Raw genomic sequence first — 23,869 nt, forward strand, 5'->3', positions numbered from 1 at the left:
AACTGCAAGCGATGCAGGGCAATGAATGCGTATTTCACTTTGCATCCCTGGCGAAATACGCGGCCGCTTTTTTTAGGATGTCTCGCTCCTCGATAACGCGAGCCAATTCCCTCTTCAGCCGTCTGATCTCTTCGGCTTCGTCGCTGCCCTTGGCGTTCGAGGCTGCAAACTTCTTTTTCCACTCGTACAAAGAATGCTGCCTCACCCCACCCGCTGCGAAACCTCCGCAACCGGATAGCCTCGCTCAGTGATCTGACACACCGCGTCACGCTTAAACTCTTCGCTGAAATTCGATTTGCTCATGAGGCGCTTCTTGCCTCAAAATTAGGAAAGAAGGCGTCTACAAATCTCGGGGCTATTCAACTTGACCTTGGTTGAAGGTGCAAACTAGGAGTTTGGCGACGGCCGCATGAGCGCTTCCTCGCCTTTGCGAACTCAATAACCCTGGATCGTTTGATTGCCTTACCTATCCGCAGGCTCGGCAGGTGTTCGATGAAGACGCCATTTTTAGGAAAGGGCAAACCTATCGGCGCATTTCGACCCGACCAAGTGAAATAGCGACAAACCTACGGAGCGCAATCATCAGGGCCTGCGTCTTCACGGCGGATAAACAGTAAAATGGTGTCCACGAGAGGATTCGAACCTCCGACCCCAGGATTCATACCACTTCGGCTTTAACCGCCGTCCGGTCGCCAATGGACAGGACGTTCGTGGTCTGGACTGTCCCTTCACCATGGGCCTTGCGGCCTTTAGGTGCTGCCCATCCAGTCTCTACACCTTCACCGGATTTCTCCGGAGCTTGGCTCGGGATTGGCATGCTGGAAGACCAGCGAAGCTTTCCCCGACTTTGAGCAGATCGATTGCGTCGTTTCCGGGCGCAACCCCCAATTTGTCTTAGGAATCCTGTGCTCTATCCTGCTGAGCTACGTGGACACTGAACTGCTCTTTAACCCGGCGATGCCTGCGGATCAACCGCGTTCTTCATTGCGGTCGATCTCTTCCTCGGCTTTCTTCGCTTTGGCCGGCAATCAGCTCGTCAGGCGTTGTTCGGCCAGTTTCACCCAGTAGGAAATGCCATAGGCGATGGCCTCGTCGTTGAAATCATAACCGGGATTGTGGAGGCCTGCCGAATCGCCGTTGCCGATGAAGATGAAACAGCCCGACCGTTCCTTCAACATGAAGGAGAAATCTTCTCCCGCCATGGAAGGATCGACATCGGGGTCGACATTCGGTTCCCCCGCCACATCGCGGGCCACGCGGATGGCATGGTCGGTTTCGGCGGCATGGTTGAAGGTTACCGGGCAGTAACGCTCGTAGACAACGTCCGCTTCCGCTCCGTTGGCAACAGCAATACCTTCCGCCATCTGCTTGATGCGGTCCTGCGCGAGATCACGCACCGTTTCGTCGAGGCTGCGCACCGTACCGGCAATCAGCGCCTCATTGGGGATGATGTTGTGGCTGGAACCGGCCTGAAAACGGGTGACGGAGACGACGACGGAACGGATCGGATCGGCATTGCGCGAGGCGATCATCTGCAGGTTGCCGACAATCTGCGCGCCGATGGTAATCGGGTCGATAGTGCGGTGCGGTTGTGCCGCGTGGCCGCCACGGCCCTTGACGGTGATCGAGAATTTGTCCGGTGCTGCCATGATGCCGCCCTTGCGGATGGCGAAGGCGCCGAGCGGAATTCCCGGCATGTTGTGCATGCCATAGACCTCGTCGATGCCGAAACGTTCCATCAGCCCATCCTCCACCATGGCGAGCGCGCCAGCACCACCTTCTTCGGCAGGCTGGAAGATGACAGCGATCGAGCCGGCGAAATTGCGGGTCTCGGTGAGATATTTGGCCGCGCCGAGCAGCATGGCTGTGTGGCCGTCATGGCCGCAGGCATGCATCGCGCCTGCCGTTTTTGATGCCCAGGGCTTGCCGGTCTCTTCCAGAATGGGCAGCGCGTCCATATCCGCGCGAAAGCCGATGGTGCGATTGCCCGGAAGATTGCCCTTGATAATGCCCACCACCCCGGTGCGACCGAGCCCGGTCACGATTTCGTCAACGCCAAAGGATTTCAGCTTGTCGGCAACGAAGGCCGCAGTGTTGTCGACATCATACAAAATCTCGGGATTTTCATGCAGGTGATGCCGCCATTCGCTGACTTCCTGTTGAAGTTCGGCGGCTCTGTTCAAAATCGGCATTCGTTCATTCCTGGGTTCATCGGCACGGCGTGTCTTAAAATCCTATCCTCCGTGGTGGATAGTGCGCCGCATAATTGACGTAATCAATGTACTTTGCCATTGCTAGGACATATATGGTGAATATTGCCATTCCCCGACCGAAGACGGGAATTCGAGGACAAGCCTTGCCACAGACTTTCAAATCGCCAAACGCCGCCCGGCGGCTCTCCGCAGCTATTGCCATCATGACCGCAGGCCTCGTTGCCGCGGCACCCGTGGCCAATGCCAATCCGAAAATGGTGGTGGATGTCAAAACCGGCAAGGTGATTGCCCATCAGGAAGCCTTCCGCAAGTGGTATCCCGCCTCGCTGACCAAGCTGATGACCGCCTATATCGCCTTTTCGCAGATGAAGGCCGGCAAGATCAGCCCGCAGACGGAAGTGGTGATGAGCAAGAAGGCGGCCGATCAGCCGGCCTCGAAAATGTATTTCAAGCCCGGTCAGAAGCTGACGATGGACAGCGCGCTGAAGCTGCTGCTTATCAAATCCGCCAATGATATTGCGGTGGCGATTGCCGAGACGATCGGCGGCACGTCCGATAATTTTGTGGCGCAGATGAATGCGCAGGCGCAGCGGCTGGGCATGAGTTCCACCCGTTATGTGAACCCCAACGGCCTGCCCGGCAAGGGACAATACACGACGGCCCGGGATCTGGCGCTGCTGGCGCTGATCATCAAGCGTGAGTTCCCGGAATATGCCGGCTATTTCTCGCTGGAAGGCGTCACCACCGGCAAGAAGAACTACGCCAATTTCAACATGCTGGTCGGCCGTTTTGATGGTGCCGACGGCATGAAGACCGGCTTCATCTGTGCCTCCGGTTTTAACCAGGTCTCGTCCGCCGTGCGCAATGGCCGTTCGGTCATCACCGTGGTGCTGGGCGCGGACAGCCTTGCCGGACGAACCGACCAGTCGGCCGATCTGCTGCAGATGGGGCTGACGGCGCCTTCCGGTCAGGGCGTTTCGCTCGCTTCGCTGGCGCCCTATGGCGATACCGGCGATGTGAACGATGTCAGCGCGGAAATCTGCAATCCGAAGGCTGCCAAGGTTCGCAGCGAAAGCCGCGATGAAGCCGGCCGTATGGTCATCCATTCGCCCTATGTGACGGAGATGACCCGCCCGCCGGAATATTCCTTCGCAGGCCTCATTCCGGGCAGCGAGACAGTGGCTGTCAACACGACCAAGGGAGCTGCGGCCAAGGGTGAACTGGCCAACGTGCCGATCCCGATCCCACGCCCGACATTCTGATTTTTAAGGGATTATGCCTCCAGGGGCCGCCCCGTCGACCATGAAGCGAGAGGGTATGTCTTTCGCCTTCTCCCCGAGGGGGAGAAGGTCGCGGTAGCGGGATGAGGGGCAAGCTCTCCGAAATCCGATAACGTCGCCCCCTCATCTGATCCTTCGGACCACCTTCTCCGCGTCGGGGGAGAAGAAACGAGCCGCAACGCCGCCTCTATACGATTGCCTGTTGCGCTTGAGAGCGAGCGGCTTCTCCCGGAGAGCTTTGCGGATTGGCTATTCGCAGCTCTGATCTGTTATGATATTACAGTCTCGCCCGTGGCTTCAGGCCTTGGGCGATTTCTGTTTTATCGCGCGGTTCCGGCTCGAACATCGTTCAACGATCTGCCGGAGCGGCCCTCAACCATACAGGCAAGGCATGTCTCGCGAGCGTATACCGGTCTCCATCATCACCGGATTTCTCGGCGCCGGAAAATCGACGCTGCTCAACCGGCTTCTCAAAGACCCCGAGATGAGCGACGCCGCAATCATCATCAATGAATTTGGTGATGTCAGCATCGATCACATGCTGGTTGAAAGCGCCGGCGAAGGCATCATCGAACTGGCGGAAGGCTGCCTGTGCTGCACAGTGCGCGGCGAACTGGTGGATACACTGGCCGAACTGATGGACGGTATCCAGACCGGCAAGCTGAAGCCGGTAAAGCGGGTGGTGATTGAGACCACGGGTCTTGCCGATCCTGCCCCGGTCATGCAATCGATCATGGGCAATCCGGTGATCGCGCAGAATTTCGTGCTCAACGGCATGATTACCGTGGTGGATGCCGTAAACGGCCTGTCCACGCTCGACAATCATCAGGAATCCGTGAAGCAGGCGGCGGTGGCCGACCGTCTGGTCATGACCAAGCGCATGCTTGCCGACGCTTCCACGATTTCGGCGCTGACGGCACGCCTGCAGGCGCTCAATCCGCGGGCAACGATCGAGGATGGCGACAGCGCCGACTGGAGTGCTGCGGAACTTCTCGACAACGGCCTTTACGATGCCGGCAGCAAAAATGCCGATGTCGGCCGCTGGCTGGGCGAAGAGGCGGTACACGATCATGACCACCACCATGATCATGACCACGACCATGCGCATGATCACCATCACGGTGATGATCACCACCATCACCATCATCGCGATGCATCGATCCGTTCCTTCTCGATCATTCACGATCAGCCGATCCAGCCGATGGCGGTCGAAATGTTCGTGGATTTGCTGCGCTCGGCGCACGGGGAGCGACTGTTACGCATGAAGGCCATCGTCAAGCTGTCGGACAATCCGGACCGGCCTTTGGTGTTGCATGGGGTGCAGAGCATTTTCCACACGCCTGAACGTCTTTCGGCCTGGCCGGACCCGTCTGATCAGCGCACGCGCATGGTGCTGATCACGAAGGATTTGCCGGAGGCTTTCGTGCAGGACCTGTTCGCGGCCTTCACCGGCGTACCGGGTATCGACCGGCCGGACAGGCAGGCGATGACGGATAATCCGCTGGCGGTTTCGGGGTTGCGGTTTTAGGGCGGCGGCGTGATGGTCTAGGTCGGTGGGTGTGGTTCACCCCCCTCTGTCCTGCCGGACATCTCCCCCTCAAGGGGGGAGATCGACAAGCGGCAAGGTCTCGGCCATCTCGACGTTTGAGAATGAAGTGACGTTAGTGCTTCCTGCCGATCTCCCCCCTTGAGGGGGAGATGTCCGGCAGGACAGAGGGGGGTAACCACAGCCGGCGCCGTTGAACGTCGGTTACCCGCCCTTCACGATCCGGAACCGATGCCCCTTATTCACCGCAACCGTCTCGAGCAGGCTATGCCCATCCTCATTGCACATATGGGTAATATCGATCACCGCCAGCGGATCGGTCGTCTCGACGGTTAGAATATCGCCTGCCCTCAGGGTTGCGAGTTTCTTGCGGCTTCTCAAAACCGGAAGGGGGCATTTAAGCCCCCTCAAATCGTAAATCGTCTCGGCCGCGTCGCTCATTCCTTGGCCCAGAACTTCCAGAATGGCTTCTTTTCCGGTGCTTCCGGTGCAGGTGCCGCCGAATAGGCGAGGGGGTTGAGGGCTGGAACGGGAATGCCCTGTGCCGTTGCGCCACCCTGGCCATTTGCCGCAGGTGCGGGGGCAGCCGTGGCAACCATGGTCGGGGCCGCGGGTGCGGGGTTCGATTGTGGTGCAGTGGGCTGGACAGACGAAGGACGCGGGCCGCGCAGGGCCGAGGCGGTTGCGGTCGTCGCCGGTGAGGACGAGGTCACCTGCTGCGCCTTTTTCTCCATCAGCGCGGCATATTCCGTTTCCTTCATCAGCTTGCCGGCCTTCAGCGCCGAGCCGGTCGGGGCATAGGCGGGCTCGCGGCCCTTGCGCTTTTCGGCAACCAGCGCCTTGCGCTCGGCTTCGCTCGGGTCGTACCAGGCCATGCCGTCATATTTCTTCATCGCCTTTTCATAGGCGAGATCATAGGTCTTCTCGTAGCTCGAAAGCGCGCTGACGAGCGCCGGCGGCGTGCTCATGGCCGGGCATTGGGCAGAGGCGTTGAAGCTGCCGCCTTCCGTCTGCTGGTTGAAGACATATTTCTTCTCGCAGACATTCACTTCCGGCGGGCGCTTGGTCACTTCGAAATTGTCGTAACCGACCTTCAGCATCTTCCAGAATTCGAGATGTTCGCTCTGGCGATGGCGGGCCATGTTTTCCGCCGTCATGCGGAACGGGAATGCCTGCAACTGCACGGTCTTCTGGCCGCCCTTGAAGGCGTCACGGGCAAAACCGTAGATTTCAAGAATCTGCGCATCCGTCATCGAATAGCAGCCGGAGGACGAACAGGCGCCATGGATCATCAGATTGGTGCCGTTACGGCCATTGGCGGCATCGTAGCGGTTCGGAAAGCCGGTATTGATGGCGAGATAATATTTCGAGTTCGGATTGAGATGCGCGGGCGTCAGGTTGTAGAAACCTTCCGGCGCCTGCCGGTCGCCTTCCTTCACCTTCGGGCCGAGTTTGCCGGACCATGCGCAAATCTCGTAGCCGGCGATCTTCTCGAAACGGTTGTCGCGCCTGGCCTTCCAGATTTCCAGCGCACCTTCTTCCTTGAAGATGCGGATCATGATCGGCGAGGTGCGATCCATGCCCCGCTTGTCGATCTCGGCCAGAATGGACGGAGACAGCGGATAATCGACCTTGTTCTTGACGTGGGAGACGTCGCGTTCGACGGTTTCGAGCGTATCGTTGCAGCCGGCGAGAACGAGCGCGGTGCAGGCGAGAAGGGCAAAATGTGTCAAACGCATGATCTGATCCGAAAGACGATGGCACGAAGCGGCGGAGTTCTACACCGTCCCGCGTGTATTTTAAATACGGTATTAACCGTTTACATCTTCTTAACTCAAATCGGATCCGCCCCCGCGGCCGCCGATACATCTGTTGATGTGACCGGACTATGGCCGAGTTGGGGCGATATTCAAGGAAAATAAGGCCGGGTTAGAGGTTCCGGCCGATATCCAGGAATTTCTGGCGGCGTTCGGCGCGCAGCTGCGTGCCCGAACGCTGTGAAAGATCGGCCAGCGCCTTGGCGATCACGTCACCCGTCGCGTCGATCACGGTTGCCGGATCGCGATGAGCGCCGCCGATCGGTTCGGGAATGATTCCATCGATGACGCCGAGCGACTTCAGGTCTTCGGAGGTGATCTTCATGTTGGTGGCCGCTTCCTTGGCGCGGGTCGAATCACGCCAGAGAATGGAGGCAGCACCTTCCGGTGAAATCACCGAATAGATCGAATGTTCGAGCATATAAACGCGGTTGCCGGTGGCGATGGCGATCGCGCCGCCCGAGCCGCCTTCACCGATGACGACCGAGACGATCGGCACCTTGACGTTAAGGCACATTTCCGTCGAGCGGGCGATGGCTTCGGCCTGGCCGCGTTCTTCGGCGCCGACACCGGGATAGGCGCCTGCGGTATCGATGAGGGTGACGACCGGCAGCGAGAAGCGGTCGGCCAGTTCGAGCACGCGGATCGCCTTGCGGTAACCTTCCGGGCGCGCACTGCCGAAATTATGCTTCAGGCGGCTCTTGGTGTCGTTACCCTTTTCCTGACCGATGATGGCGACAGGCTGGCCGTTGAAACGGGCAAGGCCCGCCTGAATGGCGGCGTCTTCGGAAAATTTGCGGTCGCCGGCAAGCGGCGTGAAATCGGTGAACAGCGCCTTGGCGTAGTCGACGAAATGCGGGCGCTGCGGATGGCGCGCGACCTGCGTTTTCTGCCAGGCGTTCAGTTTCGAATAGATGTCCTGCATCGCATCGTTGACGCGAACTTCAAGACGGCTGATCTCCTCCGAGGTGTCTATGCTCTCGTCTTCGGTGGCAAGCTTCTTCAGCTCGATGATCTTGCCTTCAAGGTCAGAGATAGGTTTTTCGAAGTCGAGATAATTGTGCATGAGATCCGTTTCCGATCGTTTTGCGCAAGGTTTGACCGGATTATCCGGCGGTTCCGGTCGCTCTAATCAAGGTTTTTGCCCTGTTTGGCAAGGGGGTGATGTGTTTGTACCAGTTCTTGCAAGCGTTCTTCCAGCACATGTGTATAGATTTGTGTCGTGGAAATGTCGGAATGACCGAGAAGCTCCTGCACCGCGCGCAGATCCGCGCCGTTCTGCAGGAGGTGGCTGGCAAAGGCATGGCGCAGGACGTGTGGCGACACCGCCGAGGCGGTCAGGCCCGCGCGGATGGCAATATCCTTCAGGTCACGGGCGAAGACCTGGCGGGGCAGGTGGCCTTCCTTGCTGTTCGCAGGAAACAGCCAGGGGCTCTCCGTCGTCTCCGTTTTTTTGGGGGAAATGGCTGCCTTGCTTTTCTCCGGCACAAGCGTCTTTCTGACGGCGTCGTATTTTTCCATCGCCTCGATGGCTGCGCGTGACAGAAGCACCATGCGGTCCTTGTTGCCCTTGCCGCGTATCATCAGGAAGCGCCCTTCCTGACGTAGTACCTTGACCGGCAGGGAGACGAGTTCGCTGACGCGCATGCCGGTGGCATAAAGCAGCTCGAGCAGCAGACGCATGCGGATGCGGCCAAGCTGGCCGGGGCCCGGGGCCGCGGCCTCTTCCGCTGCGATGCGGAGAAGTTTCGTCACGTCGGCAACGCTCATCGTTTTCGGCAGGCTGAGCCCCTTCTTCGGCGCGTCGATGATGCCGGTCGGGTCGTCACCGCGCAGCCCTTCCGAATAAAGGAAGCGATAGAATTGCCGCATGGAGGAGAGGCGCCGCGCCTGTGAGGTGGCGGCGAAGCCCTGCGTGGAAAGATCGGTCAGATAGGCGGACAGGTCGGGTGTCTGCGCCGCCGTCAGGGACTGGCCCCGCCCGGCGAGGAATTCGCGCAGGTCCGTCAGGTCGCGCTCATAGGAGGACAGCGTATTGGCCGCCGCACCCCGCTCGGCGCTCATCATCTCCAGAAAACTTTCGAGCCGGGCACCATCGCGCCCTCCTGCCTGTTGTCCGCTCATGGCGCGCGCCTTGCCGGTTCCGCCACCGGCGGGTTCAGCCGCTCGGAGGGGATGCGCACCGTCACCTCGCGGTCGCGCGGTTTGACGACCATGACGAGCAGCACCATGCCGCCATAGATCAACCCCGCGATGGTCGCCAGTATCATCGTGAAGCGGAAGAGGGTGGGCATGGCGGCTCCATGAAGGTGGCGGTCGAAATGTATATGCGGTGCGGCGAAAGCGGCGGCAAGATCAAAAAGCCGGCTTCCGCCCCGTGCCGCATGCGGCGATGATTGTGATTCAACGCAATTCAGTCAGCAATTTGGCTTGACGCTTCGTAAACATTTGCAGATATCCATGCCAAACGGGCTTTCAAATTTATGAATGAAACGAATTTATCCGTCCCGGCCACACTCGGGGAGCAAGCACGGGCAAAGCTCGGACGGCGCAACGTCGTCTTTGTCGGGCTGATGGGGGCTGGAAAGTCCGCAATAGGCCGCATGGTCGCCCAGCAACTCAAAGTCTCGTTCATCGATACGGATGTCGAAATCGAGCGTGTATCGCGCATGACGATATCGGAACTCTTCGCCACCTATGGCGAGGAGGAATTCCGGGCGCTGGAAACGCGGGTCATCAAGCGGCTTTTGCGCGGTGGGCCCAAGGTCATTTCCACCGGTGGCGGCGCGTTCATCAACGACAATACCCGCCGGCATATCACGCGCGGCGGCATTTCGCTGTGGCTGAAGGCCGATCTCGAGGTGTTGTGGGAGAGGGTCAACAAGCGCGACCACCGCCCGCTTCTGAAGACCGAAAACCCCAAGGCCACGCTGGCGGCCCTGATGGAGAAGCGCTATCCGATCTATGCGGAAGCGGATCTGACCATCGAATCCCGCGATGTCCGCAAGGAAATCATCGTGACAGAAGTGCTGGCCGCCATAGCCGGCATCGAACAGAAAGACAGATCCCCATGACGCCTTCCGAAATCCATGCCGATGAACGTCTCGTCCATGTGCCGCTCGGCGAGCGCGCCTATGACATTCTGATCGGGCCGGGGCTGATCGGCCGGGCGGGCGGCGAGATTTCGGCGCGGCTGAAGGGCCGGCGCGCGGCGATCATTACCGATGAGCATGTGGCACCGCTTTACCTCGAAGGCCTGATGGATGGTCTGCAGACGGATGGCATCGAGGCGGTTTCGCTGACCCTGCCGGCCGGTGAAAAGACCAAGAGCTTCGAACATCTGGTCACCGTCTGCGATGCGGTTCTGGCCGCAAGGGTGGAACGCAACGATGCGGTGATCGCGCTCGGCGGCGGCGTGATCGGCGATCTCGCCGGTTTTGCAGCGGGCATCGTGCGCCGGGGCGTGCGCTTCGTGCAGATACCGACCTCTCTTCTGGCGCAGGTCGATTCCTCCGTCGGCGGCAAGACCGGCATCAACAGCCGTCACGGCAAGAACCTCGTCGGCGTTTTCCACCAGCCCGATCTGGTGCTGGCGGATACGGCGGTGCTCGATACGCTGAGCCCGCGTGAATTCCGCGCCGGTTATGCCGAAGTGGTGAAGTACGGGCTGATCGACAAGCCGGATTTCTTCTTCTGGTTGGAAAAGAACTGGGACGAAATCCGCACCGGCGGCCCCGCCCGCATCCAGGCGATTGCGACCAGCTGCCAGGCCAAGGCCGATGTGGTGGTGGCCGACGAGAAGGAAAACGGCGTGCGCGCCCTCCTCAATCTCGGCCATACATTCGGCCACGCGCTGGAGGCGGCGACGAATTACGACAGCAAGCGGCTGGTGCATGGCGAAGGCGTTGCCATCGGCATGGTGCTGGCGCACCAGTTCTCCGCCCGTCTCAACCTCGCCAGCCCGGATGATGCCGCGCGCCTCGAAGCGCATCTGAAGGCGGTTGGCCTGCCGACGACGATGAAGGATATTCCCGGTGAGTTGCCACCGGTCGAGACGCTGATGACGGCAATTGCGCAGGACAAGAAGGTCAAGGGCGGCAAGCTCACCTTCATCCTCACCCACGGCATCGGCCAGTCCTTCGTGGCCGATGATGTTGCGGCGTCCGAGGTGCAGTCCTTCCTGTCGGAAAAGCATCCGGGGTGAGCCAATGCAGGCCGCCGTTTAATCAAAAAGCGTCGTTGTCGGTCGCGGGTGTTTTAGCGTCTGCGGCGACAACACTGATGCGTCTGCCCGCGTTTGAAGGCGGATTTTGCCGCCGTCGAAGGTTTCATAAAGCTGCAGATGTCCCGCAAAGGAGGAGGACGTCGTTCGTGTCCAATATTCTCCTGCCCAAGCTAGAAGTGCCGCCTGATCGCTCTCGGTCTCGCCGTGCTGTGTTCCGCGCCGCAACAGGCCCTCGCGGCATTCCTTCCAGGGCAGGTCGAGCCATATTAGCATCTTCGCGCGAGGCAGCGCCGTTTCAACCAGCCAGCCATAGACTCCTTCGATGATCCAGTTGCTGGTATTGGCATACTGTGTCACCAGAAGTCTCGCTTCCGCCTCGTCCCGCTTGCGGCCATCCTCCAGCCAGTGAAGGTGATCGAGATCGTAAACCGGCAATTTCAGCGCCGAACCGGTTTTTGCGGCGAGGCTGCTTTTGCCGGAGCCGCTATTGCCAATGATGGCGATGCGGAGCGGAGGATTGTCTGCTGTCGACATTGGGATAATCCATCGAGTTAAGCTTCTGTCTTGGAATGCAGAATCTTTGCGCCGACTGAATTCCTAACCCGGAAATACGAAAGTAATGCTGCACTACTACACTAGAACCGCACCGCTTCCCCCGGTGCCGCCGCCTCTATGGCCAGCGCATGCAGCCCGGCATCGAGTTCCGGCTTCAAAAGCGCATTGATCGCCCGGTGGCGCTCGACGCGAGACTTGCCGGAAAAGCTTTCCGACACTATCTGAACACGCATATGCGTCTCGCCCGTGCCGGTCATATCCGGCTGGTGGCCCGCATGCATCCGGCTTTCATCGACGACCTTCAGTCGCTCCAGTGAAAAGCTTTCCCGAAGCTTCGTTTCTATGCGTTCTCGCAGGGACATGCGAAGGGCTCCATTCCTGTTGGCTGGTCTTGAAGGGGGCTCCCTAAAAGCCTGTAACATTCCACTTTGTCAATTCTTGTTGTGCGGCTTTTCGCACCCCATAATCAGGGCATCATGAAACTGGATTCGAAATATTTCGATCGCATCCGCACGCGCCGGAAAAGGGAGCGGGAACCTGAGGTTCAGGCCCCCACCTGCCAGTGGGACGGATGCGACAAGCCGGGCGTTCACCGGGCACCTGTCGGCCGCAATGCCGAGGGGCAATTCTTCCTGTTCTGTTTTGAGCACGTGAAGGAATACAACAAGGGTTATAATTATTTTTCCGGCCTGTCCGACAGCGAGATCGCTCGTTACCAGAAGGAAGCGATCACCGGCCATCGCCCCACCTGGACGGTGGGTGTCAACAAGACGGCGCGCGACAGCCCGCTGCATTCCACGCTGCGCTCCGGCACGGCCAGCGGCAATGCCCGCATCCGCGATCCTTTCGGCTTTGCCGGCGGTTTTGCAGGTGGCTCAAGGGCAGGCGGCACGCGCATGCAGCAGGACCGCAAATTGAAGACGCTGGAGGCAAAAGCCTTCGATACGCTCGGTCTTTCTGCCAGTGCGAAGCAGGAAGACATAAAAAGGCGCTATAAGGAGCTTGTCAAAAAGCACCATCCTGATGCTAATGGTGGCGATCGTGGTTCGGAAGAGCGTTTTCGGGCTGTTGTTCAAGCATATCAATTGTTAAAGCAGTCAGGTTTCTGCTAAGCCAACTTATGTGTTTACCGCCTGATTGATGATGTGGCCGGGTGGCTGCCGCCCGCCTTGGAGACGTGATGAGCAAAATCGACCTTGATATTTCCAACCTGCCTGACACAACGGTGTCCGTGCGGGAGGTTTTCGGCATTGATACGGATCTGCGGGTTCCCGCCTATTCCCAGGGCGACGCCTATGTGCCGGACCTCGATCCCGACTATCTTTTCGACCGCGATACGACGCTTGCGATCCTAGCCGGTTTTGCTCACAACCGACGTGTCATGGTTTCCGGTTTCCACGGTACGGGTAAATCCACCCATATCGAGCAGGTCGCTGCCCGCCTCAACTGGCCCTGCGTGCGCGTCAACCTCGACAGCCATGTCAGCCGTATCGACCTCGTCGGCAAGGACGCCATCGTCCTGAAGGACGGCAAGCAGGTCACCGAATTCAAGGACGGCATTCTGCCCTGGGCCTACCAGCACAATGTCGCGCTCGTCTTCGACGAATATGACGCCGGCCGTCCGGACGTGATGTTCGTCATCCAGCGCGTGCTGGAATCCTCCGGCCGCCTGACCCTGCTCGATCAGAGCCGCGTCATCCGTCCTCACCCGGCCTTCCGTATTTTCGCGACCGCCAACACGGTCGGGCTTGGCGATACGACCGGCCTTTACCATGGCACGCAGCAGATCAACCAGGCGCAGATGGACCGCTGGTCCATCGTTACCACGCTGAACTACCTGCCGCATGAGCAGGAAGTGAACATCATCGCCGCCAAGGTGAAGAGCCTCGACAATCCGAAGGGTCGCGAAACCGTTTCCAAGATGGTGCGCGTGGCCGACCTTACCCGTTCGGCCTTCGTCAACGGCGACCTTTCCACGGTCATGAGCCCGCGTACCGTCATCACCTGGGCGGAAAATGCGGAAATCTTCGGCGATCTCGCCTTTGCCTTCCGCGTGACCTTCCTCAACAAGTGCGACGAGCTTGAGCGTACCCTGGTGGCCGAGCAATATCAGCGCGCCTTTGGTGTCGAGCTGAAAGAAAGCGCCGCGAACATCGTTCTCAGCGCCTGATCATCCCCGGTTTTCCGGAGAAGATCACCGATGACTTGAAGACGCCGGTGGCCGCGCATCCTCTGATGGGCGCGCCGCAGGCGTCGGCAACTGACAGGAAAGACAATGGCAGGGCGCGGCGACAATTCCAGAGCGAAACCGGGTACGGCGGTCGATACGGAGCCGTTGCGTCAGGCGATTGCCGGATGCGTGCGATCCGTTGCCGGCGACGCCGAGGTGGAGGTCGTCTTCGCCAATGAGCGACCGGGTCTTGCCGGCGAGCGCATGCGCCTGCCGGAAATTTCCAAGAAACCGACCGCTCAGGAAATCGCCATCACCCGTGGTCTCGGCGATTCCATGGCGTTGCGCCTCGCCTGCCATGATGCTGACACCCATGCGGTGATGTCGCCGCAGGGTGCCGAGGCGCGGCTGATCTTCGATGCGGTGGAACAGGCGCGCGTGGAATCCATCGGCGCGCTGCGTATGCCGGGCATGGCCTCCAACATCCATGCCATGAACACGGAAAAATATGCCAAGGCCAACTTCGCCGGCATCAACAACAAGGACGATGCACCGCTTGCGGAAGCCGTTGCGCTTCTGGTGCGCGAGAAGCTGACCGGTGAGAAGCCACCGGAAAGCGCCGGCAAGGTTGTCGACCTGTGGCGCGATTTCATCGAGGACAAGGCGGCCGGCGACCTCAAGGATCTCTCCAGCGTCATCACCGACCAGAAGGCGTTTTCGCGGCTGGTGCGTAAGATGCTGACCTCCATGCAGATGGCGGAGGATTTCGGCGACGAGGATAACGAGCCTGAAAGCCAGGAGGCGGAATCCAACGAGGACCAGCCGCGCACCAACGAGACCGAAGAAGAGCAGGTCGAGGAGGAGGCCGGTTCGGACGCGACGCCCGCCGATGAAAACGAGGCCTCGCAGGAGGAAATGGAAGAAGGCGAGATGGACGGCGCCGAGATGTCGGACGAGGAAATGTCCGACGATCTCGACGAGGATTCCGAAACGCCCGGCGAAACCCGCCGTCCCAACAGCCCCTTCGACGATTTCAACGAGAAGGTCGATTACCGCATTTTCACGCAGGAATTCGACGAGGAAATCCACGCCGAGGAACTGTGCGACGAGGCGGAACTCGACCGTCTGCGCGCTTTCCTCGACAAGCAGCTCGCCCATCTACAGGGTGCTGTCGGGCGTCTGGCCAACCGGCTGCAACGCCGCCTGATGGCACAGCAGAACCGTTCCTGGGATTTCGATCTGGAAGAGGGTTATCTCGATCCGGCCCGTCTGGTCAGGCTCATCATCGATCCCATGCAGCCACTTTCCTTCAAGAAGGAACGCGACACCAAGTTCCGCGATACCGTCGTGTCGCTCGTCATCGACAATTCCGGTTCGATGCGCGGCCGTCCCATTACCGTGGCCGCCACCTGCGCCGACATTCTGGCGCGCACGCTGGAGCGGTCGGGCGTGAAGGTCGAAATTCTCGGCTTCACCACCAAGGCGTGGAAGGGCGGGCAATCGCGCGAACAGTGGCTCGCCAATGGCAAGCCCGCTTCGCCGGGCCGTCTCAATGATCTGCGCCACATCATCTACAAGTCGGCGGATGCCCCGTGGCGGCGCGCCCGGCGCAATCTCGGCCTGATGATGCGCGAGGGCCTGCTGAAGGAAAATATCGACGGTGAAGCGCTGATGTGGGCGCATAACCGCCTGATCGGCCGTCCCGAGCAGCGCAAGATCATGATGATGATCTCGGACGGCGCGCCGGTGGACGATTCGACCCTGTCGGTCAATCCGGGCAACTATCTGGAGCGGCACCTGCGCGCCGTCATCGAGCAGATCGAAACACGGTCGCCGGTGGAACTTCTGGCAATCGGTATCGGCCATGACGTGACGCGTTATTACCGCCGCGCCGTGACCATCGTCGATGCGGATGAACTGGCCGGCGCGATGACCGAGCAGCTCGCGGCTCTCTTTGAGGATACGAGCAGTGCCTCCGGTTCGTCCCGCAGGGTCCGCCGTGCCGGATAAGCGGGGCCGGGCTTCCTTTTCCTGCAAGTCTCTCGCTTTGGCGGCCATTCTTGCGGCGGGTTCGCTTTTTCCGGCTTCCATCGGCGCGTCGACCATCGATGTGCCGGTAAGCGTTCGATTGCTGTCCGGCTTTGAGGTCGGCACCAGCGAAAAACGTTTCGGCAAGCTGGAATTTGTCGGCGGCATGGTGATGAGCGCGCCGGAAAAGCTGTTCGGGGCGATGTCCTCCATCCGTTTCCGCCCGGACGGGCAGGAATTCGTGGCCGTTCTGGATACCGGTCACTGGCTGACGGGCCGCATCACCCGTGGTCAATCCGGGGCGCTTGCCGGGCTGGATGAAGTTCGTATTACGCCCATGCTGGATGCCAGCGGCCGTGAACCGACCCGCAAGATGGAAATGGATGCGGAAGGGCTGGCGTTGCGCGACGGTAAGGTTTTCGTCAGTTACGAGCAACGGCACAGGATCGATATCTATCCCGATCCGGGCTTTGCCACCTCCAAGCCGCTCGGGCGCCTGCCGCATCTCATCCCCAACAATGAATTGCGCCACAATGGCGGCATGGAGGCCCTGGCGGTATCGCCGGCCGATTCGCCGCTTGCCGGTGCGCTGGTCGTGGTGGCCGAAAAAAGCATCGACACGGATGGTAATCTTCTGGCCGCTATACTGGAAGGCCCGCTGAAAGGCACATTCGCCGTCACCCATCATCCGTCATTCGATGTGACGGACGGTGCCTTTCTTCCCAATGGCGATCTGCTGCTTCTGGAGCGGCGTTTCAATTTCGCCGAAGGTGTGGGCATGCGTATTCGCCGCATCCGCGGGGGCGATATCCAGCCGGGGGCGGTCGTGGATGGCGAAATCCTCATGGAAGCCGGCATGGCCTACCAGATCGATAATATGGAAGGCATGGATGTGGTGAAGGGGCCGGATGGCTCCACGCGCCTCATCATCGTTTCCGATGACAATCACTCGTTCCTCCAGCGCAACCTGATGCTGGAATTCAAGCTGGTGGAATGAAATATCAGGCCTGCTCCTGTGCCGCCTTGTAGGCAGCCATCAAATCCTCGACGGGAATGCCGTCGATCTTCATGCCGGTCATTCTGCATCCTGTTATCTGCGCGCCCGACAGGTTGGAGTTGCTCAGTTTCAGACCGGAAAAATTGACGTCATCGATCGACCAGCCGGACATGTTGCTGTCCGTGAACGACGCACCGGAGAAGTTGATGTCGTTGAAGCGTGTGCCGGCCAGATTGACATTGTTGAAGACCGTTCCCGACAGATTGACGTCATCGAAGCTGGAGCCCGAAAGCGTGGCGCTGGTGGCATCCACAATGTCGATGACGTCCTTGATCTGCATGTCGTCCTGCCCCGCGCTGTGCCACGGACGGCAGACTGCAACGACGCCGGCTGGTTGGCAAGCGTGATTTGATCCACGCTTGCCCGCCGCAAATATGACTGGCGATATTCTCAGCCCGATTTGACGGCGCCCGGCATCGGCCTCAGCGTGCTCATCAGCGCGCCGTAAGGCAGCAGCATGACGAGGCCGACGAGAACCTTCACCGAGAGATCACCCAGCGCCCAGGAAATCCACCGGGGTGCTTCCAGGGCAAAGACACCGAGAATGGGAGCGTTTTCGATGGCGAAGGCATCGTTGGGGCCGACAAAGGAGAAGCTTGCGGCAAAGGCGATGGAGAAGAACAGTGCGGTATCCAGCACCGAACCCAGCATCGAGCCGGCAAGCGGCGCATGCCACCAGCGCTGGCGGCGCAGGCGGTTGAAAACGGAAATATCGAGCAGCTGGCCGATCAGATAGGCGGTGCCGGAAGCGACCGCGATGCGCGGGATCGATGTCCAGAAGGACAGAGTGACCCCGACGACGAAGCCGGCAAGCACGACGCGGCGCGCGATGGAGGGGCCGAACTGGCGGTTGGTCAGGTCGGTGACGAGGAAGGCGATGGGATAGGTGAAGGCGCCCCAGGTCAGAAGGTCGCCGAGATTGACGCCGAACAACGAGCCGGAAAGCGGATATTGCACCAGAATGTTGGAGGCGACGACCACCAGTGTCATCAGCAGGACATAGATAAGCGTAAAGCGCAGATAGGGCATTTTTTTTATCCTGGGTGATGCCACCAGTTGGAGCCAAACATCGGCCGAAACATTTTCGGAAACTCCGACGCAATTAAAATCTGAAACAAACAAAAGGCTTGAGCGGCAAAAAGCCATTCAAGCCTTCTGAATATCAGATGATGTCGAAACCGCTATTAAGCAGCTTCGGCCGTCTTCTTGGCGATCTGGCGGCGCAGGAGACGAGCGCGCATGCTCAGTTCATTTTCGCCGGACTTCAGAAGGAAGGCATCGAGGCCGCCACGGTGTTCAACGGAGCGCAGAGCAGCTGCGGAAACACGCAGGCGGAAACGCTGGCCGAGAGCATCGGAGATCAACGTGACCTGGCAGAGGTTCGGAAGGAACCGGCGCTTGGTCTTGTTGTTGGCGTGGCTGACGTTGTTGCCCGTCTGGACGCCCTTGCCGGTCAATTCGCATACACGGGACATGGGTACACCTATTTCGTTTCGTCTGTTTCACCACTGGCTCGCCACCGGCAAAACCGGGGTGGCAATCCAACTGGCCATGATTGGAGAGTTGCGGTTCTATAGTCAGACGAGACTTAACAGTCAAGCCGCTCGCGATCAAATGAAAGGAAATTCCGGCGTTTTCAACCGTCGTCCGCTTTTTTATTGCCACAAGTCAGCGTATATGATCGCCCGATAAGGCCGCTTCCGCGCCTCTTTTAAGGTGATATCGAAATGATTGCCAGAGGAAAAAGCATTTTCGTGGCCGCGACAATGGCGTTAGCGGGCGTCTCCCCCTCGCTCGCCGCCGAAGCGCGCCACACAAGCGAATACAGCATCAATCTCGGCATTTTGCCGATTGCCAGGGCCAGTTTTTCGACTCGCATGGATGGGCCGAATTATTCGATCTCCGGTTCCTTCAGCGCCGCCGGCCTTGCCAGCATCCTCAAGGATATTTCCGGCAAGACGACCGTTTCCGGCGCCAAGCGTGGCCACCGGCTGCAGGCCAACGAATATTCGCTGGTCTACAAGGATGGCAAGCGGGTGCGGACCTATGACGTTGTCTATCGCAACGGCAATGTCACATCGACGACGGTGAAGCCTGAGCCGAAAGCCCGGCCGGATAACTGGGTGGATGTGAAGGACCGCGATCTGCGCTCGGTTCTCGATCCGATTTCCGGCCTCATCATTCCCTCGGGCGGCCGCATCTGCCCGACTCGCCTGCCGATCTATGACGGCGAATCGCGACTCGATCTGGTTTTGAGCTCCAGCGGCACCAAGCCGTTCAAGACCAACGGTTTCAGCGGCGATGCCGTGGTCTGCAAGGCGCGGTATGTGCCGAAGTCGGGTTACCGGCAGGGGCGCAAGGATATCGAATACCTGAAATCCATCTCGATGGAGATCTGGTTCGCCAAATCCAACAATATGGATGTCTATGCGCCTGTTTATGCGATCATTCCGACGCGGGTAGGGCAGGTCTATATCACCGCTACGAAATACGGCGGCTGACCGGGATCGATAGCAGGGCAAGTGACGCTCGGCGTTGCTGCTGGGTTTCTTCTCCCCGGCGGGGAGAAGAAACATGCGGCATCCGCTCACCCCACCGATATGACTCAGGCAATTACGGCGCGTCGCCCGGCGACCAGCCGGGCTCTGCCATAACGAAGCTCGAAAAGGCGAAGCCCGGCGAGACGGTGCAGCCGACAAGGGTGAAATCGCCAAGGCTTTCGGCCGATTGCCAGCAATTGGCGGGAACGATGACCTGTGGGCGCTCGCCCTCAAGAATGGCGGGGCCGAGTGTGAAGGTCTGCATTTCCTGGCCGTCCTGCGAAAGATGCAGCGCGATGGGCGCGCCGGCATAATAGTGCCAGACCTCCACCGCGTCGGTGACCCGGTGCCAGTGCGAGCGGTCGCCCTTTTCCAGAAGATAATAGATCGCCGTCGAATGACCGCGCTCCCCGCCTGCCCTGTCGCGGAACGTCTGGTGGTAAAAACCGCCCTCGGGATGCGGCTCCAGCCCCAGTTCGCGAATGATCGCCTGCGCCGATATATCCGTTCCCATCAGAAATTGTCCTTGCGTGTGCGGATTTCCGCGAAGACATCAGCATCGGTGGCACTTTCAAGGCCAAGATATTTGCGAATACCGGCATCGGCCACCCGCATATAAGGATTGGTCTGTTTTTCGAGCCCGATGGTGGTGGGAATGGTGAATTCATTCGCCTGCCGCGCCTTCTCGATGTGGGCCGCGCGCGCGCTCAGCACAGCGTTCTCCGGGTCAACGGTCAGCGCGAAACGGGCATTCGTCAGTGTATATTCATGGCCGAAATAAACCTTGGTCTCGTCCGGTAGCGCCATCAGCTTCTGGAAGGAATGCCACATATCCGCCGCCGGGCGTTCGAAAAGACGGCCGCAGCCCATGGCAAACAGCGTATCGGCGGCAAACAGCAGGCCGTCATCGGGCAGATAATAACAGATATGCCCCGCCGTATGGCCGGGTGTGGCAATGATCTGAACCCGGCGCCCGGCGAATTCGAACTCGTCGCCATCGGCCTGCGAACGGTCAAGGCCCGGTATGGCAACCGCCTCGTCATAGGGGCCGTGCACCTCGCAGCGGAACTTGTCCTTCAGCGCCAGATTGGCTTCCACATGGTCCTGATGGTGGTGGGTGGTGAAGATATGGGTGAGCTTCCAGCCGTGGCCGTCGAGAGCGTGCAGGATCGGCCCTTCTTCCGGCGCGTCGATGGCGGCTGTCGCTCCGCTTTCGGGATCGTGCAGGAGCACCCCGAAATTGTCGCTACGGCAAAGAAAGACGTCTATTTCCAAAGGTTTCATCGTATCCTCTCCGTTTGCCGGCCAAAACCGGCGCATTCACCCGCCTGACTTTCCCAACTGATTTCCAATGTAGGGGCAGACGCCTTGAAGTCCAACCGCCTGATGCTACATTCTCGACCATGAATACCGATATCGTCGATCTGCGCGAATTCTATCATTCCCCGCTTGGCCGCTCCGCCGAGCAGGCGATTACCATGGCGCTTTCGACGCTGTGGCCGCCCTTGCCGGAAGAGCGGCTGGTTGGTCTCGGTTATGCCGTGCCGTTTCTGGAGCGATTCCGCCGCGATACGGAGCGCACCTTCGCCTTCATGCCGGCGGGGCAGGGGGCGGTAAACTGGCCGGCGGGCGAATTTTCCTCCACCGCGCTGGTGTTCGACGAGGAATTGCCCCTGCCCGATTCGTCGATAGACCGGGTCCTCATGGTGCATGCGCTGGAATTTGCCGAAAATCCGCGTGAGAGTTTAAAGGAACTGTGGCGGGTGCTGGCGCCGGGCGGGCGTCTGGTCATCGTGGTGCCGAACCGGCGCGGTGTGTGGGCGCGCATGGAACACACGCCCTTCGGCTCCGGCCGCCCCTATTCACGCGGGCAGCTGACGGCGCTTTTGCGCGAAACCAATTTCACGCCGGGCGCCACCGCCGAGGCGCTGTTTTTCCCGCCCACCACAAGCCGACCGGTGCTGAAGTTCCGCCGTTATCTCGAACATACCGGCCGTCGCCTCTGGCCGCTGTTTTCCGGCGTCATCGTGGTGGAAGCCCAGAAACGTCTCTATCAGGGATTGCCCGTCACACAGCGCGCCTCGCGCCGGGTGTTCGTGCCCGTGCTTGCGCCACAGGGGGTGCCCACCACCCGCGCTGCCGCAAGCCAGGGAAAGCCGCGCTGACCCTCGACAAAGCGCCCATTCCGGTCTAATGCCTCCGGCATTGCTTTTGCCGGGTTCTCCGGCGCTTTTCCAAAGGTCGATCAAATGAGTGCAGAGCTTAGCCAACCTGTTCCGCGTCCGGGTATTCTGGATATCGCCGCTTATGTTCCGGGCAAGGAACATGTGGACGGCGTTGCGAAGGTTTATAAGCTCTCCTCCAACGAGACGCCGCTTGGGCCGAGCCCGAAGGCGATAGAGGCTTTCAGCACGGCGGCCAGCCATCTGGAAATCTATCCGGACGGTCAGGCCATTGCGCTGCGTCAGGCGATTGCCGACGTGCATGGTCTCAACATCGCGAATATCCTGTGCGGCAACGGTTCGGACGAGCTCCTCGGCCTGCTTTGCCACGTCTATCTGGGTGCCGGCGATGAGGCGATCATCACCGAACACGGTTTCCTCGTCTACAAGATCCAGATCATGGGCGCGGGCGCGACCCCGGTGACGGTGAAGGAAAAGGATTGCGCGGTGGACGTGGATGCGATCCTCGCCGCCGTGACACCGAAGACCAAGATGGTTTTCGTCGCCAATCCCGGCAATCCCACCGGCACCTATGTTCCCGTCGCGGAAATCCGTCGCCTGCAGGCCGGGCTGCCGAAACATGTCGTGCTGGTGCTGGATGCGGCCTATGCCGAATATGTCCGCAAGAACGACTATGAGGCCGGTCTCGAGCTGGTCTCCGGCAACCGCAACGTGGTGATGACCCGCACCTTCTCCAAGGTTTATGGTCTGGCGGCCCTGCGCGTCGGCTGGATGTATGGCCCTGCCGCTGTCATCGATGCACTGAACCGCGTGCGCGGCCCGTTCAACATGAGCGCGCCGGCTATCGCGGCGGGTGCTGCGGCAATCCGCGATCAGGCCTTCGTAGAGAAGGCCGTGGCGCATAACACGCTGTGGATGGAAAAGCTGGTCACGAGCTTTACCGGCCTCGGCCTCACCGTCACGCCTTCGGTCACCAACTTCATCCTCATCCATTTCCCGGATCAGGACGGCAAGCGTGCGGCGGATGCGGATGAGTTCCTGAGCCGCCGTGGCTACATCCTGCGTGCGGTGCGCGGTTACGGCTTCCCGAATGCGCTGAGAATGACCGTTGGCTCCGAAGAGGCCAATCTCGGCGTCATCGCGGCCCTTACCGAGTTCATGGGGCAGGCGTGATGGCTGAGATCATGTTTGAACGCATCGCGCTGATCGGCATCGGCCTGATCGGCTCGTCGATTGCCCGTGATGTCAAAGAGCTTGGGCTTGCCCGCCACGTGACGATTTCCACCCGCAGCGAAGCCACGCTGAAACGGGCGGAAGAACTGGAACTTGGCACGGATTACACGGTTTCGGCGGCGGAGGCGGTAAAGGATGCCGATCTCGTTATCGTCTCGGTGCCGGTGGGGGCTTCGGAAAGCGTGGCGCAGCAGATCGCGCCGCATCTGAAACCTGGCGCCATCGTTACCGATGTCGGCTCCACCAAGGCTTCGGTCATCGCGCAGATGGCGCCGCATATGCCTGACAATGTGCATTTCATTCCCGGCCATCCGCTGGCGGGTACGGAAAAATCCGGCCCGGATGCCGGTTTTGCCGGCCTCTTCCGCGACCGTTGGTGCATTTTCACGCCTTTGCCGGGGACCGATGCCGAAGCTCTGGAAAAGCTCAAGGATTTCTGGCGGGCGCTCGGTTCGCGCGTGGACGAGATGGATGCCGAGCACCACGACAAGGTTTTGGCGATCGTTTCGCATCTGCCGCACATCATCGCCTATAATATCGTCGGCACGGCGGATGATCTGGAGACGGTGACCGAATCGGAAGTCATCAAATATTCCGCCTCCGGCTTCCGTGACTTCACCCGTCTGGCGGCTTCAGATCCTACCATGTGGCGCGATGTCTGCCTGCATAACAAGGATGCCATCCTTGAGATGCTGGCACGGTTTTCTGAAGACCTCGCCTCCCTGCAAAGGGCGATACGCTGGGGAGAGGGCGACAAGCTGTTCGAGCTGTTTTCCCGCACCCGCGCTATCCGCCGCTCCATCGTTGAGGCTGGTCAGGATGTCGACGCACCGGACTTCGGCCGTCACGCGCTGGACCAGAAGAAGTAGGGCAGGGGACAAAGCCTGCAAATATCTCTCCCGTCATGCCAGATTGGATTCGGCATCCAGCCGCGGCGCGTCTGCGCCGTGGGGAGAGTTTTTTGCGGTCAATGACTTGATCGTGCTGGGCCAGGATCAAGCCCGGGGTGACGGAGAAGATTC

25 protein-coding genes and 1 pseudogene are annotated in these 23,869 nt (G+C 59.9%); 12 read left to right on the plus strand and 14 right to left on the minus strand.

Going from position 1 to position 23,869, the window contains the following annotated elements:
• Window positions 1-303, minus strand: a pseudogene (locus N434_RS10555) (transposase); the annotation flags it as partial.
• Window positions 304-1,028: 725 nt separating this feature from the next.
• Window positions 1,029-2,192, minus strand: a complete 1,164-nt coding sequence (locus N434_RS10560; RefSeq protein ID WP_110757644.1) for a M20 aminoacylase family protein — start codon at window positions 2,190-2,192, stop codon at window positions 1,029-1,031.
• Window positions 2,193-2,416: 224 nt separating this feature from the next.
• On the opposite strand from N434_RS10560, the gene N434_RS10565 reads away from it, so the two are divergent.
• Window positions 2,417-3,475: a D-alanyl-D-alanine carboxypeptidase family protein gene (locus N434_RS10565; RefSeq protein WP_065118113.1), complete on the plus strand. Its 1,059-nt coding sequence runs from the start codon at window positions 2,417-2,419 to the stop codon at window positions 3,473-3,475.
• A gap of 409 nt (window positions 3,476-3,884) precedes the next feature.
• Entirely contained in the window at window positions 3,885-5,021 is a 1,137-nt protein-coding gene (locus N434_RS10570) for a CobW family GTP-binding protein (protein ID WP_110757646.1), read from the plus strand.
• Window positions 5,022-5,243: 222 nt separating this feature from the next.
• On the opposite strand, the gene N434_RS10580 is transcribed toward N434_RS10570, so the two are convergent.
• The 5 genes from N434_RS10580 to N434_RS10600 form a co-directional block, all read right to left on the minus strand.
• Entirely contained in the window at window positions 5,244-5,480 is a 237-nt protein-coding gene (locus N434_RS10580; RefSeq protein ID WP_110757648.1) for a sulfurtransferase TusA family protein, read from the minus strand.
• Window positions 5,477-6,778, minus strand: a complete 1,302-nt coding sequence (locus tag N434_RS10585) for a L,D-transpeptidase family protein (RefSeq protein WP_110757651.1) — start codon at window positions 6,776-6,778, stop codon at window positions 5,477-5,479. Before N434_RS10585 ends, N434_RS10580 begins: the two co-directional genes overlap by 4 nt.
• Before the next feature lie 190 nt (window positions 6,779-6,968).
• Entirely contained in the window at window positions 6,969-7,922 is a 954-nt protein-coding gene (locus N434_RS10590; protein ID WP_065117966.1) for an acetyl-CoA carboxylase carboxyltransferase subunit alpha, read from the minus strand.
• 62 nt (window positions 7,923-7,984) lie between these two features.
• The gene (xerD, locus tag N434_RS10595) at window positions 7,985-8,980 is read right to left on the minus strand and encodes a site-specific tyrosine recombinase XerD (protein ID WP_110757653.1); all 996 of its coding nucleotides are present in this window, start codon (window positions 8,978-8,980) and stop codon (window positions 7,985-7,987) included.
• Window positions 8,977-9,150, minus strand: coding sequence for a histidine kinase (locus N434_RS10600; RefSeq protein ID WP_065117968.1), 174 nt, complete (start codon window positions 9,148-9,150; stop codon window positions 8,977-8,979). The genes xerD and N434_RS10600 overlap by 4 nt, the downstream gene beginning before the upstream one ends.
• Before the next feature lie 189 nt (window positions 9,151-9,339).
• Between N434_RS10600 and N434_RS10610 the strand changes: the two genes are divergently transcribed.
• Together N434_RS10610 and aroB are read left to right on the plus strand one after the other, a co-directional pair.
• Window positions 9,340-9,930, plus strand: coding sequence for a shikimate kinase (locus tag N434_RS10610; RefSeq protein ID WP_065117969.1), 591 nt, complete (start codon window positions 9,340-9,342; stop codon window positions 9,928-9,930).
• Complete coding sequence (gene aroB / locus N434_RS10615) at window positions 9,927-11,060, plus strand: 3-dehydroquinate synthase (RefSeq protein WP_110757654.1); 1,134 nt, start codon at window positions 9,927-9,929, stop codon at window positions 11,058-11,060. The genes N434_RS10610 and aroB overlap by 4 nt, the downstream gene beginning before the upstream one ends.
• 18 nt (window positions 11,061-11,078) lie before the next feature.
• Here the strand turns inward: aroB and N434_RS10620 are convergent, their stop codons facing one another.
• Together N434_RS10620 and N434_RS10625 are read right to left on the minus strand one after the other, a co-directional pair.
• The gene (locus tag N434_RS10620; protein ID WP_110757656.1) at window positions 11,079-11,615 is read right to left on the minus strand and encodes a P-loop NTPase family protein; all 537 of its coding nucleotides are present in this window, start codon (window positions 11,613-11,615) and stop codon (window positions 11,079-11,081) included.
• 101 nt (window positions 11,616-11,716) lie between these two features.
• Complete coding sequence (locus tag N434_RS10625; RefSeq protein WP_110757658.1) at window positions 11,717-11,998, minus strand: BolA family protein; 282 nt, start codon at window positions 11,996-11,998, stop codon at window positions 11,717-11,719.
• Window positions 11,999-12,112: 114 nt separating this feature from the next.
• On the opposite strand from N434_RS10625, the gene N434_RS10630 reads away from it, so the two are divergent.
• From N434_RS10630 to N434_RS10645, 4 genes are all read left to right on the plus strand, one after another.
• Window positions 12,113-12,748, plus strand: coding sequence for a J domain-containing protein (locus tag N434_RS10630; RefSeq protein ID WP_110757964.1), 636 nt, complete (start codon window positions 12,113-12,115; stop codon window positions 12,746-12,748).
• A gap of 68 nt (window positions 12,749-12,816) precedes the next feature.
• Window positions 12,817-13,806, plus strand: a complete 990-nt coding sequence (cobS, locus tag N434_RS10635; protein ID WP_003509875.1) for a cobaltochelatase subunit CobS — start codon at window positions 12,817-12,819, stop codon at window positions 13,804-13,806.
• A gap of 105 nt (window positions 13,807-13,911) precedes the next feature.
• Window positions 13,912-15,816 (plus strand): cobaltochelatase subunit CobT, encoded by a 1,905-nt coding sequence (gene cobT / locus N434_RS10640; RefSeq protein ID WP_065117971.1) that lies wholly within the window; start codon window positions 13,912-13,914, stop codon window positions 15,814-15,816.
• Complete coding sequence (locus N434_RS10645; RefSeq protein WP_110757661.1) at window positions 15,806-16,831, plus strand: esterase-like activity of phytase family protein; 1,026 nt, start codon at window positions 15,806-15,808, stop codon at window positions 16,829-16,831. Before cobT ends, N434_RS10645 begins: the two co-directional genes overlap by 11 nt.
• A gap of 4 nt (window positions 16,832-16,835) precedes the next feature.
• On the opposite strand, the gene N434_RS10650 is transcribed toward N434_RS10645, so the two are convergent.
• The 3 genes from N434_RS10650 to rpmB all read right to left on the minus strand — a co-directional run bounded on the left by N434_RS10650 (window position 16,836) and on the right by rpmB (window position 18,366).
• Window positions 16,836-17,171, minus strand: a complete 336-nt coding sequence (locus N434_RS10650) for a pentapeptide repeat-containing protein (protein ID WP_065117972.1) — start codon at window positions 17,169-17,171, stop codon at window positions 16,836-16,838.
• Window positions 17,172-17,281: 110 nt separating this feature from the next.
• Complete coding sequence (locus N434_RS10655) at window positions 17,282-17,920, minus strand: queuosine precursor transporter (protein WP_110757666.1); 639 nt, start codon at window positions 17,918-17,920, stop codon at window positions 17,282-17,284.
• 155 nt (window positions 17,921-18,075) lie between these two features.
• The gene (gene rpmB, locus N434_RS10660; RefSeq protein ID WP_003509888.1) at window positions 18,076-18,366 is read right to left on the minus strand and encodes a 50S ribosomal protein L28; all 291 of its coding nucleotides are present in this window, start codon (window positions 18,364-18,366) and stop codon (window positions 18,076-18,078) included.
• A 252-nt stretch (window positions 18,367-18,618) separates the two neighbouring features.
• On the opposite strand from rpmB, the gene N434_RS10665 reads away from it, so the two are divergent.
• Complete coding sequence (locus N434_RS10665; protein ID WP_065117974.1) at window positions 18,619-19,392, plus strand: DUF3108 domain-containing protein; 774 nt, start codon at window positions 18,619-18,621, stop codon at window positions 19,390-19,392.
• 112 nt (window positions 19,393-19,504) lie between these two features.
• Here N434_RS10665 and N434_RS10670 read toward each other — a convergent pair whose 3' ends face one another.
• Window positions 19,505-19,945 carry a cupin domain-containing protein gene (locus tag N434_RS10670; protein WP_174034036.1) on the minus strand — a complete coding sequence of 147 codons (441 nt, stop codon included), beginning with the start codon at window positions 19,943-19,945 and terminating at the stop codon, window positions 19,505-19,507.
• Window positions 19,945-20,715, minus strand: coding sequence for a hydroxyacylglutathione hydrolase (gene gloB / locus N434_RS10675; protein ID WP_110757969.1), 771 nt, complete (start codon window positions 20,713-20,715; stop codon window positions 19,945-19,947). Before gloB ends, N434_RS10670 begins: the two co-directional genes overlap by 1 nt.
• 119 nt (window positions 20,716-20,834) lie before the next feature.
• Here gloB and N434_RS10680 point away from each other — a divergent pair, with 119 nt between their 5' ends.
• The 3 genes from N434_RS10680 (at window position 20,835) to N434_RS10690 (ending at window position 23,716) form a co-directional block, all read left to right on the plus strand.
• On the plus strand, window positions 20,835-21,596 hold the full coding sequence (locus N434_RS10680; protein ID WP_110757668.1) for a class I SAM-dependent methyltransferase: 762 nt from the start codon (window positions 20,835-20,837) through the stop codon (window positions 21,594-21,596).
• 84 nt (window positions 21,597-21,680) lie between these two features.
• Window positions 21,681-22,787: a histidinol-phosphate transaminase gene (gene hisC / locus N434_RS10685; RefSeq protein WP_110757670.1), complete on the plus strand. Its 1,107-nt coding sequence runs from the start codon at window positions 21,681-21,683 to the stop codon at window positions 22,785-22,787.
• The gene (locus tag N434_RS10690; RefSeq protein WP_110757672.1) at window positions 22,787-23,716 is read left to right on the plus strand and encodes a prephenate/arogenate dehydrogenase family protein; all 930 of its coding nucleotides are present in this window, start codon (window positions 22,787-22,789) and stop codon (window positions 23,714-23,716) included. The genes hisC and N434_RS10690 overlap by 1 nt, the downstream gene beginning before the upstream one ends.
• Window positions 23,717-23,869: the final 153 nt, after the last annotated feature.

It is taken from the genome of Rhizobium sp. UGM030330-04, from assembly GCF_003208455.1.
GTDB lineage: Bacteria > Pseudomonadota > Alphaproteobacteria > Rhizobiales > Rhizobiaceae > Agrobacterium > Agrobacterium rhizogenes_A.